The sequence below is a fragment of the Bacillus salacetis genome, from assembly GCF_049177075.1.
Classification (GTDB): Bacteria; Bacillota; Bacilli; order Bacillales; family Bacillaceae_B; genus Rossellomorea; species Rossellomorea salacetis_A.
Window position 1 is genome coordinate 1,876,778 of sequence record NZ_CP185377.1, and the last position, 13,819, is coordinate 1,890,596.

Consider the following 13,819-nt stretch of genomic DNA (forward strand, 5'->3'; position numbering starts at 1 on the left):
CTCATATCTTCCCTCCCTTTGGAAATTCTAATGATTAAGGGAGGGATTTTTTCATGAGCAATCCAAAAGGAAGCAGAAGTCACTTTGTTCCTAATCATATCGGCACCCAGCCTCGTGAAGCAGGGGGAAATAAGGGGAGACAAATGCAGGATAAGTCCGGCAAGCATGCTCAAGTGATCCAGACAAAAGGTGAGTAACATCTAAGACATTAACCCTTACTTAAAGGAGGAACCTACCTTGGCAGAATACAATAACCGTCCTAATCCAGATGACCGCAGTGATAACGTTGAAAAGCTGCAAAGCAAGGTTTTTCATACAATCCAGAATATGGAGAGAGCTGAAGAATCACTGGCTTATACAGACAGCGAGGAACAGAAACAGGCTATCGAAGCAAAAAATGAACGCCGCAGAGAAAGCATCGACGCTTTCAGAAGCGAACTGAAAGATGAGGCAGCATACCAAAGAAACAATCAAGATAACCAATATAAATAATGCTCGGCTGCCGGAACCTTCCGGCAGCTTCTTCTATGGAAGGAAGTCTTCTTTATGATAAACTTGAGAAGAGAAATTATAAGGATAAAGGTGATTAGGTTATGTATATATCAGAAAAAAGTATAGAAGTCCGTTATGCCGAGACTGACCAAATGGGTGTTGTTTATCATGCCAATTACTTAGTTTGGATGGAACTGGGCAGAACAAAGCTTATAGAAGATCTTGGATTCCGTTACGCGGATATGGAGAAGGAGGGTATCATTTCTCCTGTCATTGATATAGAAATCAGCTATAAGAGTCCGGTCAGGTATGGGGAGAAAGCGGTTGTAAAGACCTGGGTTGAGTCTTATGACGGTTTGAGAGTGACATATGGTTATGAAATCTTCACTGAAAAAGGAGACCTCTCCGTCACCGCAATTTCTAAACATGTTTGTGTAAAGAAAGATTCTTTCCGTCCGATATCAGTAAAGAGACTATTCCCTGACTGGCATGAAGCGTATGAGAGAGCAAAAAAATAATCAAAGGGAAATGGTTTGAAATTATGGCTTTCGGAATTAACAGAGAAGAGTTAAAAAGATGGAAACAGGAAATAGATCAGGGAAATGTTGCTTTCCTGACCCATTATTGGCTTGATGACCGCTTTCCCGATTGTCATACTGTCACAAAAGCGGGTGCACGGGATATCAATACACTTGCTGAGTGGGGAGAGAAGTATGGCCTGAAAAGGGAATGGATCGATGACCGGAGAACGGACTATCCTCACTTTGACCTTTTAGGGCAAAAACAGAAACAGATCTTGGAGAGTGAAAAACTTTACAGCCATCTGGACAGGTTTTTCCGGGATGACGATTGTCGAAAAAATGACAATTGACTTCCCATATATATAATAGTAAGTTCTAATTATCTATTAATATTTTACTGGGGTTATCTATGACTAAAATGAAGGTTTATCAGCACAAACTAATTGATAATATAAGAAAAAAATTATCTGAATGGCTAAGTTCGAATAAGGAGATTCCGGCTGCAGATGTCAGGCGGTTTTTTCATTCCATCAGCGGGACTGCACCAACGATAGAACTCGATGAGATCGGCCGTCTGGCCTCTGTATCCATGGAAATCGTTGACAGCAGAGGGGACCGCAGCTGGAACAGAAAGGATATACAGGAGATCATTTCTCCTCTTTTGAAAGAATGCTATCAATTTGAGTATGAAAATGATATTGCCTTCCCTATCGGGGCTGATCTGACGGAAAGAAGAAAGATTGTCTTTTTAGTGGAAAACGATACGGGCTTCCTCATTTATATTAAAGATTTTCTTGAAAAGAAGGGCTTTCATGTTTTTGGTTTTACAGATGCAGATAAAGCGATTTCAGCTCTATATGATGTGAAACCTGATTGTATACTGCTTGATATTTTTCTTGGAGATCAAAATGGACTGGATACGCTGTCTCATATCACCAATACAGTACAGAAGCAATATGTTCCGGTGGTCATGATGTCGGATGACAATTCTGACAGCCTGCGAATGGACAGTTATAAAAAGGGAGCAGATGATTTTCTGCAGAAGCCCTTTATCTTAGAAGAACTTTTTATAAGGTTAAACAGGCAGATTGAAAGAAAAGGGTTCGTCGATCACTTGATTCTTGTTGATGAATTGACAAGATTGTATAACCGGAAGTATCTCCGAAATTCGTTTTCTCAGTTATGCGCCAAGCAATGGGAAGAAGAAAAGGAGTTATCCGCTGCCTTTTTAGACCTTGATTATTTTAAGCGGGTAAATGACCGATTTGGCCATCTGACAGGTGATATCGTCTTAAAAGAGTTTTCTGAGTTTGTTAAAAAAAGGGTCAGGCCGGAAGATATCCTGATCAGATATGGAGGAGAGGAATTTGTCCTTCTGTCGCCTGAAACTTCCGCAGAAAAATGTAAAGAACGCCTGGATAAAATTCTATCCGATTTCTCGGCGTATGTTTTCAAGGCTGAGGAAGGACAGGAGTTCAGCTGTACTTTCTCTTCAGGTGTGGTGGATGTTGATGCTTCTGTCTCAACTTCACTATCTTATTGGCTGGATATGGCTGATCTTGCTCTCTATCAATCTAAAGAAAATGGCAGAAATCAAGTGACCCTGTTCAACCGGAGTATGTCCCCGGCGCATAAAGCCGTAGCGATTGCTATATTGGAAGATGATCCAATCATGCAGGTCCTTCTTTCCAATACTATTAAGCAGACAGCCTCCGAAAATAAAATGCCGATAGAGATAACTAAGTTCGAAAGTGGTGAACAGTTCTTAGCGAGCCGCTGGATGGATCATAACCCGAGGGGGATGATCCTGCTCAACATTTTCATGGATGGGATGAGCGGAATCGAAACCTTGAAACAAGCAGATTTTGATTCCTTTACTGTATTGATGCTTTCAGCAGAAACAAGAAAGGCAGAGATGATGCAGGCAATCGAATTGGGAGTGGCCGACTATGTCGTTAAACCATTCTCATTGAACGCGTTCGAAAACAAGATACTATTCTATTTGAAAAAATTAGCAGACCATTCTTAGGAGAGATGTTATGAAGAAAATTCTTTTAGCAGAAGATGAAGATGTCCTTCGTATGTTGATAATGGATACACTTGAGGATGAGGGCTATGAAATCCAGGAGGCAAGTGATGGAGAGGAAGCTGAGTCACTTGCCCTCTCAACCAAGTTTGATTTAATCCTTCTTGACTATATGATGCCTGTGAAAACCGGACTTGAAGTTATAAAAACAATCCGAACAAAAGAAATGAACAAGGATACCAAAATAATGATGCTTACAGCAAAGAGCCAGAAATCAGATGAAAAAACAATTCTTGAGGCCGGGGCTGATTACTTTCTGTCCAAACCCTTCAGCCCAATGCTGCTGTTAGATAAAGTAGAGGAAATATTAGCTGAAGATGAATAATTACTTTCAAACCAGCCTATCCCGGCGATTCGCCTCATTGATGATCTTCTTTATAGTGTTATTCCTCATAGGGGCTAGTGTCATATTATATATTCAGTTTCATATACAAAAAGATTTTGAAAGAAAGAATGAAGTTGCTGAACAAAAGGAAGAAATCATCATTGAAATAGATGAAAGTTTCAGCCAGGCCATCATGGACATACGAGGATATGTGGCTTTTGGGAATAAAAGGCTTAGAGACAGTGCATTGGATCAGCAGGAAGATATCCTCCGCCAAATAAATCTGTTCAGTGAACTGCCGCTTTCTAGTAAAGAGCAGCTTTTTCTTCAGGAAATGCAATCGTTCTATTTTCAGTATTTTGAGGAGATGCTTCCACCTACTTTAGAAGATTATGAACAGGGTGATATGGAAGCCATCAGCAGACGTGCCAACAGTTCAGCCACTGCCCAGATTCAAACGTTCCAAAGCAACTTGAATAGACAACGATTAAATTTAGACGATCAGGTAGAAAGAAATGGAGACGCCCTTGCTTCAGTCTATAAAACGATGCAATGGACTATGTTCGTGTTCGTTCTCTTCATGCTGCTCATTTTGTTATCCATCACTCGCATAAGCTTGAATAGAATCGGGAGACCGTTGCGTGAACTTGCTTTTGCAGCTGACAAGGTCAGCCGGGGAGAAGAATCAGACATCGCTTTCACTCCTGATAAAAGAAACGATGAAATCTCCATTTTGAAAAGCAGCTTTTTGCAAATGTTTACTTCCATCAAGGAAAACGAACAACATTTAAAAGACAATAATGATGAATTGTCCCAGCAGCAGGACGAGCTCCAGGCCCAACAATTCGAATTGGAGAACCTCCTTGGACAAATGGAAAACCGTGAGAATCAGCTGCGTCATCACAATGTCCTCATCAACAGCCTATCGAATTCCCTCGATAAACAAGAAGTTCTCAGCTCCATCGTCAAAGGGTTCTCTGGTGTACTGCAGGCAGACAGAGGAATAATCGTCATGATGGATTCTGAAAAAACGTTTGCAAAATGGGGAGTGGCTGAAGGAGCAGTCAAACAATTCATCAGCCATCTGGATAACGGAATCATGGAACGGATTCATGAGGAGCGCCAGGCTTTTGTGGTCAAAAGAAGGCTCCCTCGTGAAGAAAAGGGCATTCATTACGAAGAACAGCCATGCTGGGATTTGTATCTCCCGGTGCTTTCCTATAAAGGGAATGTTGAAGCGGTGATGGTGTATTCCCGCTTTTCGGGAGGGTATTCCGCTGAGGAAATAGAAGAATACTTTTCGCTCTCCAAACAGGTTTCCATTTCGTTGGAAAAGATTAAAGTGTTTGAGTCTTCTGAGGCTGACAGGACTATGAACAATGACATTCTCAATACAATTCATGAGGGGGTACAGCTCCTCGATCCAAGCGGAAAGATTCTTCATATCAACGAAACGTTTTGCTCTATTTATACGTGCCATGACCCCAAGGAATATATAGGCAAACATTTCTTTGAGTGGTTTAAGCGAATAAATGAACTGGTGGAACATCCAGACGAACTTTATGACTTTATTGATCATTTATTTTCAAGTGAAGTCAATGTGGCCAAACATACCCACTACAAGATCATCAATGGCCAGCCGAAAATGATCCAGGTGTATGCAGAGCCACTTTATAGAAATGAAACCCTGTCTGGATGGGTTCTGGTCCATCGAGATTTTACAAAAGAATATGAAGCGGATCAGATGAAGAATGAACTTGTCAGCACAGTGTCACATGAATTGCGTACACCCCTGGCAAGTGTTCTGGGATATACAGAACTACTCATAAACCGGGAGCTGAAGCCGGAAAGACAGAAGAAGTACCTCAACACAATCTATCAGGAAGCGAACAGACTGACTGCACTCATTAACGATTTCCTTGATGTGCAGCGGATGGAATCCGGCAAACAGACTTATGATAAAAGATATGAGTCGCTGACTCCGCTTTTAAAAGAGGTTATAGAAGGAATCCGGATCAATACCGAAATCCATGATATCCAGTTTGTCAGTGATTCAGTTGATGAAATCGTTTTGGGAGATAGGGATAAGCTTCTGCAGGTATTCCAGAATCTGATCCAAAATGCCGTGAAATACTCTCCTGATGGAGGCAGCATCACCGTGAAATTGAATTCAAACCAAAAAGAGCTTCGTGTTTCTATCATAGATGAAGGGCTTGGCGTTCCAGAAGAAGCGATCCCCAACCTTTTCACTAAGTTCTTCCGTGTCGACAACTCTGACAGAAGAAAAATCGGAGGAACAGGACTTGGACTTGCAATTGCAAAAGAGATCGTCAAAGCGCATGAGGGAGATATCGTCTTGTCTTCCGAGCTCGGACGGGGAAGTACCTTCACCGTCATTCTCCCAAGGGTAAAAGGAATGGCTGAAATCAATCCTGAAACTGACTTCAGGGGCAAAGATAAGGGAATGATCGTTATAGTGGAAGATGATCAGCAGCTTGCTTCGCTGCTTTCTAATGAGTTAAGGGACAGCGGTTTTGTTATCAATACCTTTTCAACCGGAGAAGAAGGGTTAGCGTTTATTGAGGATAATCCTCCGGATGCAATAATCCTTGATATCATGCTCAGTATGTCGAAAATGGATGGGCTGGATATTCTTAAAGCAGTTAAGGATAACGACAGATTAAAAGACATCCCTGTGTTTATTTCCACGGCTCTGGATGAAAAAGAAAAGGTATTGCAGCTGGGGGCCGAAGGGTTCCTAGTTAAACCATATTCACCAAGTAAATTGACCGAGATGGTATTGAATAATCTTAAGGATTAAAAAAGTGAAGGCTTGGACCAAAAAGAAGAACCGGTACCATGAGATCATACTATAAGGGAAGAATTTTCCCTTATAGAAGGAATATCGGGAAAAATAGGTCAAATAGCGGAAAAATATTCCGCTATTAACTTAAAAAACATGAAAATTAGGTTGGTGAGCATGAATAACGGTAAATTCTTCCCTTATTTACCTCTTCTCAGCCAAATTTTACAGTTTAACAGAAAAATTTTCCCTTATATACGCCACCCCCTTCCTTTTCCCTTGGTGACTTTTATAATCAATGAATTCATAGCAAAAAAGCAGTCCGTTTTTGGACTGCTTTTTCTAGTTTTGCACTCCAAAACTGAACTGCTTGAAGACTATCTGCCTTCACTTTTTTTATTCCTTATATTCATAAGAAGGTTCTTCCAGTTTTTCATTGAAGTTCACATACAGGTCATGATCTGAAAAAAACCACAAATCATTTTCTTCAACAAAGAAAGTGGTGCCATCCACCTCTGTTTTTGCCCCGATTTCTATTGGGTCTTCCTTATTCACGCCTAATGAGAATGAATCATGGAGAGGACTTGAGCCGCCATATCGAACATAGAAACGGACGAAATCCCCTTCTTCAATATTCATCTCTTCTTTAAACCATTGTAGTGCTTCATCTGAAAAAGAAATATTCATAGCTGTACTCCTTTCGGTTCACTGTCTTCGTATATTATATGACTTTTTCCTTTTCTTCAGCCAATCATCGGCTCACAAAAGAGAAATGATTGGATTGGAGCATACTCTCTATGTTATTTTAAATACTAATACCTAATGTAGAAAAAGGAGCTGGAGGAATGAACAACCTCAAATTGTTTATTACTATAGGAGCAGGAATCTTCGGCGGACTGATTCTTATGACGTTTATCCAGCTGGAGAAAGCAGATTATAGAATGGAGGCACTCGGCTTTATTGCCATTACTGCAGCTGTGTACTTTATTTTACTCTGGATTTTTCATAAAGGGCTAAAGAGAGCATTTACCGCTGTCGTATTGGTTTTGGCCATTGTGGCTATCTCTGCTGCAGTGTTTTACCATGCCCTATTTCCTGCGACCCATTAAAAAACCCTGTCCGGGACGCGGACAGGATTTTTTTATTGTTTAATATTCATAACATGTGAGACCATTTCATCTTCTGCAAACGAAACAAGTCCGCTTTGATGGGCGGCTGAAAGGGGCAGGATGCGGTAATTGTGATAGTCAGACTGTGTTACATACGTTGGCTGGAATCCGATTTCCGGGAAAGAAATTCGCTTTCCATTTTCGTCAATTACTTTCTGAACAGTAACATTCGCAATACCGCCTATATTTTTCAAATCACCTTCCTGGCCAGATAGAAAGTTACCCAAAGAATAAATCACGACTGCTTCGCGGCCGTCATCTGTGGTCAGTTTTTCAATTGGCTGAAGGACATGTGGATGATGGCCGATGAGCAGGTCTACTCCCGCATTAGTCAATTCGCGGGCAAGCATTTTTTGAGTATCGTTTGGAAATCTTTCATACTCATTTCCCCAGTGTGCCGCCAGAACCACCATATCGACCCCAAGTTCTTTTGCTTTTTTAATATCTTTCTTCATGAGTTCCAAATCAATAAGGTTGACCAGATAGTCTTTCCCTTGGGGAACGGGGATTCCGTTGGTTCCATAAGTGAAAGCAAGCAAAGCAAATGAGATGCCATTTACATTGAATGTCCTGATATTTTCACGATCTTCCTTACTTTTGAATGAGCCTGTATAGGGCATCCCGATTTCTTCATAATGGGAAATAGCACTGAGTACACCTTTTGCCCCTTTATCCAAAGAATGATTGTTTGCGTTGGTAACAGCATCCACTCCCAGCTGCTGCAAAGCATCAACTATTTCATAAGGGCTGTTAAATGCAGGATAGCTTGAGACCCCCAGTTGTGCTCCTCCTGGAAGAGACTCCTGATTGGCAATCATGAAATCCGGACTTTTTAGAAAGGTTTCTACGTCCTGGAACATCGGCATAAAATTATATGAGTCTCCTTCTTCAGCATCCTGATAGACCGTGTTATGGAGCAGCACGTCACCGATAGCTCCTATGACAGCCTGGCTGGTATAAGACTTTTCCTTTAGTGCCGAGTTGATACCGGTATGAAGGGAATACGAATTAGTTCCGTCCGATGCATCGTCTGCAGCCTGAAACTGGTTTAACATCAACCAAGAGGCTGTGACAACAAGGATGACGGCGATAACAGATCCTGCTAAAACTTTTTTGTTCATTTTCTTAACCAACTACTCTCTACTAAATTTAAAACGGGATAATAGTCCTTCTACCTTCATTATAGAGTTGCTTTACCTATAAATAAACAGAGATTTGTAAAAAAACAGTGTCGAAAGGAGATGAATTAAAGCGTTTTCAGGTGAATCAGCAAAAAAACTGCCATAACCCGAACTGAATCGGATTATGGCAGGGGATGCTACTTATTGAATGAAAGCCATTTAATCTTAGGCTCCGTTTTGTTTTTGATCCTGCTGATATTCGCTCTATGCCTGTATACAACAAAGAATGCGAGAGCTCCCACGACGATGATCAGCGGTATATCCCCTGTGAATATGGAATAAATAAAAGAGAAAATCGCCGTAAGTATCGATGAGAGAGAAACATACTTTGTAATGAACAGACAGACGAAGAACACAAGAAGCAATAAAATGAACAATACAGGAACGTATCCCAGCAGAACACCGCCTGAGGTGGCGACTGCTTTCCCGCCGCGGAAATTTGCAAAGACAGGAAACATATGGCCAATGACAGCCGCCACTCCTGCAATCAGCATGTGCAAGTCTGAACCGAAAAGGTCAGGAAGCATCACTGCAGCCGTTCCTTTCAGGATGTCCATTACGGTAACAATCAAGCCTGCCTTGACACCAAGGGTACGGAAACTATTTGTTCCGCCAAGGTTGCCGCTTCCATGTTCCCTGATATCTTTTCCGAAAAAGGCCTTTCCAATAATGAGGCCAGATGGAATGGATCCCAATAAATAAGCTAAAACAATTATAAGAGCAATGATCACTGTTACAACCCCTTTAATCACAATACCGTTTTTCATTCTAAACGGCTCTTTTATATAAGTAAACATTATTTTACCATGAAAATAATCAATTTGGGAGAAACCTGAGGAAAAAATTATGACCAGCTATAATAAGTTGCTAATATTATTCTATACCTACTCTTAGAGGATATTCGGAAAATCATTACCTGCTTTCATTCATGTACTTCTGAAAGCCCATAACAAGAATTTATGACTATCGCGACCTTCTGTACACTTTCCTGGCATCTGTTGTGCTAGAATGAAAAATAGATTTTCCAGAATGAGGTGTCACTATGAAAATATTTCTTACAGGCCTGCAATGGATGGCCTTTATGGTTGCCGGATCTATAGCGGCTCCTATTGCGATTGCAGATCTATTCCATCTGCCTGCTGCTGAGACAGCGGGATTTATTCAAAGAACGATGTTTGTATTGGGAGCAGCCGGTGTGCTCCAGGCATTGATTGGCCATAGGATGCCGATCAATGAAGGCCCCGCCGGTCTTTGGTGGGGTGTTTTTGCGATTTATGCGGGTTTTGTCGGGACCATTTATGGAACCAGCAATGAAGTGCTGCAGCTTCTTCAAGGAGGAATGCTGGTCAGTGGACTGTTCTTCTTTATCTTCGCGGTAACCGGGGGGCTGTCCAAACTGACAAAGCTCTTCACGCCAACCATCACTTTTATATATCTGCTGCTCTTGATCCTTCAGTTGAGCGGTTCATTCATAAAAGGGATGTTCGGCATGTCCGGAGAGCAACCGACGATTGATTTTACAATTCTTGCAGGAAGCTTGTTCACCTTTTTCCTGACACTGTATTTATCACGTCATAAAGTTGACTGGATTAAACGTTATTCGATCATTTTTTCACTGGCCATTGGCTGGCTTGTTTTTATTTTAATCGGAAAAACAGGAAGTGTGCCCCCGGCAGCAGGGGAAGTCATTTCACTGCCGGGAATATTTGTGTTCGGACTGCCGGAATTTGATTTAGGTGTTATCATTACATCCTTTTTCATTACCTTGTTGTTGATTACCAATATGATCGCCTCGATCCGTGTAATGGAGGAGGTCATGACACAAAATAACATGAAGCTTCACAGAAGATATAATATGGCAGGTACCGTCTCAGGGATTAACCAGGTACTAGGCGGCCTTTTCTCTGCTGTTGGTTCTGTGCCGATTTCCGGAGCAGCGGGCTTTGTGTCGGCAACGGGCATTCTTTCCATCATCCCATTTATACTGGGTGCATCTCTTGTAGTGGTGATCAGTCTTTTTCCTGATCTAATGAACATACTGGCGACACTGCCGGCACCTGTAGGATATGCGGTTACATATGTCATCTTTATCAATATGGTCGGACTCGCACTTGGGGAATATAAGAAAGAGGAAAACTCTGAACGCTCCAACTTTGCGGCAGGGGTGGCCCTTATTGCTGGAGTCGGCCTGATGTTTGTCCCTCCATCAGCGTTCGAAGGAGTGCCTGCCGTTGCAGCTTCCATATTGAACAATGGACTGATCATCGGAACCATTGCTGCCATTATTGTGGAACAGGTACTGATTAGGAAGGAAAAGAAGTTGGAAAGTAAATGATACAGATTGCTGCACCAGTCAGGCGTTGGCCTGGCTGGTGTTTTTGGTTTTGGGGCGGGGAAGAGGTGGTTGAGGGGATGACCGTGAACCTCTATCAACGACTTTTGTTGTCCTATCAACAAGTTTCCCGTTTCTATCAATCACTTTGGCGTTTCTATCGACTACTTAGAATGATTATTGTCTTATGATAAGCCGGATGCGGTTATATGAAGAATGCTCCGGAAGCAGAAACCTCTCCTCGACAATTCAATCCCTGACAAAGCGTATTCCATAAGCATTATCTGTTTATAATTGAATTAATATATGTTTAACTTGTGGTGGGCAGGGAATTAATAATACGATTTTATATTTTAAGCAGGTGTTGTGATGATTGAATTCAAGAATGTGAGAAAGACCTTTGAGGATGGGACTGAGGCAATCAAAGGAATCGACCTAGTGATTCCTGAAGGGGAATTAACCGCTTTAATCGGACCGAGCGGCTGCGGCAAAACGACCACCATGAAAATGATCAATAAACTGATTGTTCCAACAGACGGCAATATATACATAAACGGTGAAGAAATTGCTTCAAAAAATGAAGTCGAGTTACGCAGGAACATCGGCTATGTCATCCAGAGGATCGGTTTGCTGCCGCATATGACGATTGCAGAGAACATAGCACTCATCCCTAAGCTGAAAGGCTGGAAGAAAGAGCAGTACGAACCGAGGGTGGATGAACTATTGGAACTTGTTGGTCTGGAACCGGAAGTGTATAAGAAGCGATATCCTCTTGAACTCAGCGGGGGACAGCAGCAGCGTGTAGGGGTTATCCGTGCCCTTGCAGCGGAACCTCCCATTATCTTAATGGATGAACCTTTCAGTGCCCTGGATCCAATCAGCCGTGAGCAGCTCCAGGATGAACTGAAGACACTTCAGCAGAAAATACATAAGACAATTGTTTTTGTCACGCATGATATGGATGAGGCGTTGAAAATCGCTGATAACATTGCGGTGATGAAAGATGGCATGATTGAACAGTATGGTTCACCTGATGAGCTTTTAACGAACCCTGCCAACGAGTTTGTAAAGACATTCATAGGGGAGCATCGTATGAGTAAAGGTACGGCTGCATTTGTTGTCAAAGATGTGATGTCCAAAGACCTTACTCTATTGAAAGGTAGTGCAGGTCCTATCATTTCATCGGGAGCTGCGATTTCCCTTGCGGCTAAAAAGCTGTTAGAAACGAATGCAGAATTCCTGGCAGTCGATGAAAATGGGGAAACAATCGGCTATGTAACCAAAGAGGATATCCTTCGGGCTGTAGCAGATAAGGAGGGATCGACTCATGCTGGGTAATATCGTTTCTACATTCCTGAATACAGTAACAAGCAGATCCGATGATATTATGCAGGGATTGATTGAACATCTCATCCTTTCATTTGTTGCTATCTTTATCGCTATTTTGATTTCACTGCCTCTGGGAATATACATATCCAGGAAGAAAAGCTCAGCTGAGTTTTTTATCGGCGTGACGGCTGTATTCCAAACCATTCCAAGCCTTGCGCTGTTCGGGTTTCTGGTACCGGTTCTCGGAACAGGGAGTGCCACTGCGATCGTAGCCCTGACGGTATATGCGCTTCTTCCGATCCTAAGAAACACTTATACAGGGATTACAGGGGTGGACCAGGCCGTCATAGAAGCTGGAAGAGGTATGGGGATGACCAAAAGGCAGCTCCTTTACAAAGTTGAGCTTCCGCTTTCACTTCCATTCATCATGGCTGGTATCCGTACAGCGACTGTCCTGACAGTCGGGGTAGCGACGCTGGCTACATTTGTCGGTGCAGGAGGGCTTGGTGACATCATCTATAGAGGACTCTCTTCATGGAATAACAGTTTGGTACTAGCGGGAGCACTGCCAGCGGCACTGCTAGCACTATTTTTTGATTACTTACTGAAACTATTGGAAAAAGCCACAACCCCTAAAGGGTTGAAGGCCAGAAAATAATAAAGGAGAATGTTACTATGAAGAAAAGATTGACCGTTATTACGCTTTCTCTTCTGCTGATATTGTCAGCATGCGGGAATGGCGGAGAAGACGATACAGTGGTTGTATCGGGTAAAATGTGGACTGAGCAGTACATATTAACTGAAATGCTGGCACAGGTGATCGAGGAAAAAACAGACCTGAATGTCGAGAGGGAGGAAGCCCTTGGGGAAGTCTCGATCTTGACTCCTGCAATTGAAAAAGGCGAAATTGACATGTATGTTGAATACACTGGCACCGGGTTGAAAGCGGTATTGAAAGAAGAAGCCGAACAAGGTGCCAGTGCAGATGAAATTTATGAGCAGGTAAAAACCGGTTACGAAGAAAAATACGGTGTAACATGGCTTGAACCGCTTGGATTTGAAAACACTTACACCCTTGCATACCGTAAAGGAGAAGACATTGATGCAGAAACATATTCTGAGCTTGTGCCTTACTCCGAGAACATGGTATTCGGCGCTCCCCACCAGTTCTATGAACGTCCTGGTGATGGGTATGACGACCTTGTTAAAGCGTATGACTTCAATTTTAAAAATACAGAAAGCTATGACCCTAACATCATGTATGAAGCAGTGAAAAATGGAGATGTCGACTTGATCCCCGCTTTTACCACAGACGGCAGGATACAGCGTTATGATCTGGCTACTACCAAAGATGATAAAGGCTTCTTCCCTCCTTTCTATGCAGCTCCTATCGTCAGACAGGAAGTCCTGGAGGAACATCCTGAACTGGAAGACGCTATAAATTCACTCGCCGGCCAAATTACTGAAGAAGAAATGAGCGAGTTGAATGCCAAGGTTGATATGGATAAGGAAGAACCTGAAGAGGTTGCCAGGGAGTTCTTGATCTCCAAAGGTATCATCGAAGAATAAAAAAATGGATTT

General features: G+C 42.3%; 15 protein-coding genes. 12 read left to right on the forward strand and 3 right to left on the reverse strand.

Annotation, left to right across the window (positions count from 1 at the left end):
* The first annotated feature begins 53 nt into the window (after window positions 1-53).
* The 7 genes from ACOJQI_RS09535 (at window position 54) to ACOJQI_RS09565 (ending at window position 6,245) form a co-directional block, all read left to right on the forward strand.
* Window positions 54-197 carry an acid-soluble spore protein N gene (locus ACOJQI_RS09535; protein WP_421384990.1) on the forward strand — a complete coding sequence of 48 codons (144 nt, stop codon included), beginning with the start codon at window positions 54-56 and terminating at the stop codon, window positions 195-197.
* A 40-nt stretch (window positions 198-237) separates the two neighbouring features.
* Entirely contained in the window at window positions 238-492 is a 255-nt protein-coding gene (gene tlp, locus ACOJQI_RS09540; protein ID WP_421384991.1) for a small acid-soluble spore protein Tlp, read from the forward strand.
* 101 nt (window positions 493-593) lie between these two features.
* On the forward strand, window positions 594-1,010 hold the full coding sequence (locus ACOJQI_RS09545; RefSeq protein WP_421384992.1) for an acyl-CoA thioesterase: 417 nt from the start codon (window positions 594-596) through the stop codon (window positions 1,008-1,010).
* Between the two features lie 23 nt (window positions 1,011-1,033).
* Complete coding sequence (locus ACOJQI_RS09550; RefSeq protein WP_421384993.1) at window positions 1,034-1,363, forward strand: hypothetical protein; 330 nt, start codon at window positions 1,034-1,036, stop codon at window positions 1,361-1,363.
* Window positions 1,364-1,422: 59 nt separating this feature from the next.
* Window positions 1,423-3,042, forward strand: a complete 1,620-nt coding sequence (locus ACOJQI_RS09555; RefSeq protein ID WP_421384994.1) for a diguanylate cyclase — start codon at window positions 1,423-1,425, stop codon at window positions 3,040-3,042.
* A 10-nt stretch (window positions 3,043-3,052) separates the two neighbouring features.
* Window positions 3,053-3,424: a response regulator transcription factor gene (locus ACOJQI_RS09560; RefSeq protein ID WP_421384995.1), complete on the forward strand. Its 372-nt coding sequence runs from the start codon at window positions 3,053-3,055 to the stop codon at window positions 3,422-3,424.
* The gene (locus ACOJQI_RS09565) at window positions 3,417-6,245 is read left to right on the forward strand and encodes an ATP-binding protein (RefSeq protein WP_421384996.1); all 2,829 of its coding nucleotides are present in this window, start codon (window positions 3,417-3,419) and stop codon (window positions 6,243-6,245) included. Before ACOJQI_RS09560 ends, ACOJQI_RS09565 begins: the two co-directional genes overlap by 8 nt.
* Window positions 6,246-6,623: 378 nt before the next feature.
* On the opposite strand, the gene ACOJQI_RS09570 is transcribed toward ACOJQI_RS09565, so the two are convergent.
* Window positions 6,624-6,914 carry a HesB/YadR/YfhF family protein gene (locus ACOJQI_RS09570; RefSeq protein WP_421384997.1) on the reverse strand — a complete coding sequence of 97 codons (291 nt, stop codon included), beginning with the start codon at window positions 6,912-6,914 and terminating at the stop codon, window positions 6,624-6,626.
* Between the two features lie 158 nt (window positions 6,915-7,072).
* Between ACOJQI_RS09570 and ACOJQI_RS09575 the strand changes: the two genes are divergently transcribed.
* Window positions 7,073-7,336, forward strand: coding sequence for a hypothetical protein (locus tag ACOJQI_RS09575; RefSeq protein WP_421384998.1), 264 nt, complete (start codon window positions 7,073-7,075; stop codon window positions 7,334-7,336).
* Window positions 7,337-7,368: 32 nt separating this feature from the next.
* Here the strand turns inward: ACOJQI_RS09575 and ACOJQI_RS09580 are convergent, their stop codons facing one another.
* Both ACOJQI_RS09580 and plsY read right to left on the reverse strand, forming a co-directional pair.
* Window positions 7,369-8,517 (reverse strand): CapA family protein, encoded by a 1,149-nt coding sequence (locus ACOJQI_RS09580; RefSeq protein WP_421384999.1) that lies wholly within the window; start codon window positions 8,515-8,517, stop codon window positions 7,369-7,371.
* 197 nt (window positions 8,518-8,714) lie between these two features.
* The gene (gene plsY / locus ACOJQI_RS09585; protein WP_421385439.1) at window positions 8,715-9,308 is read right to left on the reverse strand and encodes a glycerol-3-phosphate 1-O-acyltransferase PlsY; all 594 of its coding nucleotides are present in this window, start codon (window positions 9,306-9,308) and stop codon (window positions 8,715-8,717) included.
* 311 nt (window positions 9,309-9,619) lie between these two features.
* Here plsY and ACOJQI_RS09590 point away from each other — a divergent pair, with 311 nt between their 5' ends.
* The 4 genes from ACOJQI_RS09590 (at window position 9,620) to ACOJQI_RS09605 (ending at window position 13,807) form a co-directional block, all read left to right on the forward strand.
* Window positions 9,620-10,912, forward strand: a complete 1,293-nt coding sequence (locus tag ACOJQI_RS09590; protein WP_421385000.1) for a purine/pyrimidine permease — start codon at window positions 9,620-9,622, stop codon at window positions 10,910-10,912.
* 366 nt (window positions 10,913-11,278) lie between these two features.
* Window positions 11,279-12,247 (forward strand): ABC transporter ATP-binding protein, encoded by a 969-nt coding sequence (locus ACOJQI_RS09595; protein ID WP_421385001.1) that lies wholly within the window; start codon window positions 11,279-11,281, stop codon window positions 12,245-12,247.
* Window positions 12,237-12,896, forward strand: a complete 660-nt coding sequence (locus ACOJQI_RS09600) for an ABC transporter permease (protein WP_421385002.1) — start codon at window positions 12,237-12,239, stop codon at window positions 12,894-12,896. Before ACOJQI_RS09595 ends, ACOJQI_RS09600 begins: the two co-directional genes overlap by 11 nt.
* Before the next feature lie 17 nt (window positions 12,897-12,913).
* On the forward strand, window positions 12,914-13,807 hold the full coding sequence (locus ACOJQI_RS09605; protein WP_421385003.1) for a glycine betaine ABC transporter substrate-binding protein: 894 nt from the start codon (window positions 12,914-12,916) through the stop codon (window positions 13,805-13,807).
* Window positions 13,808-13,819: the final 12 nt, after the last annotated feature.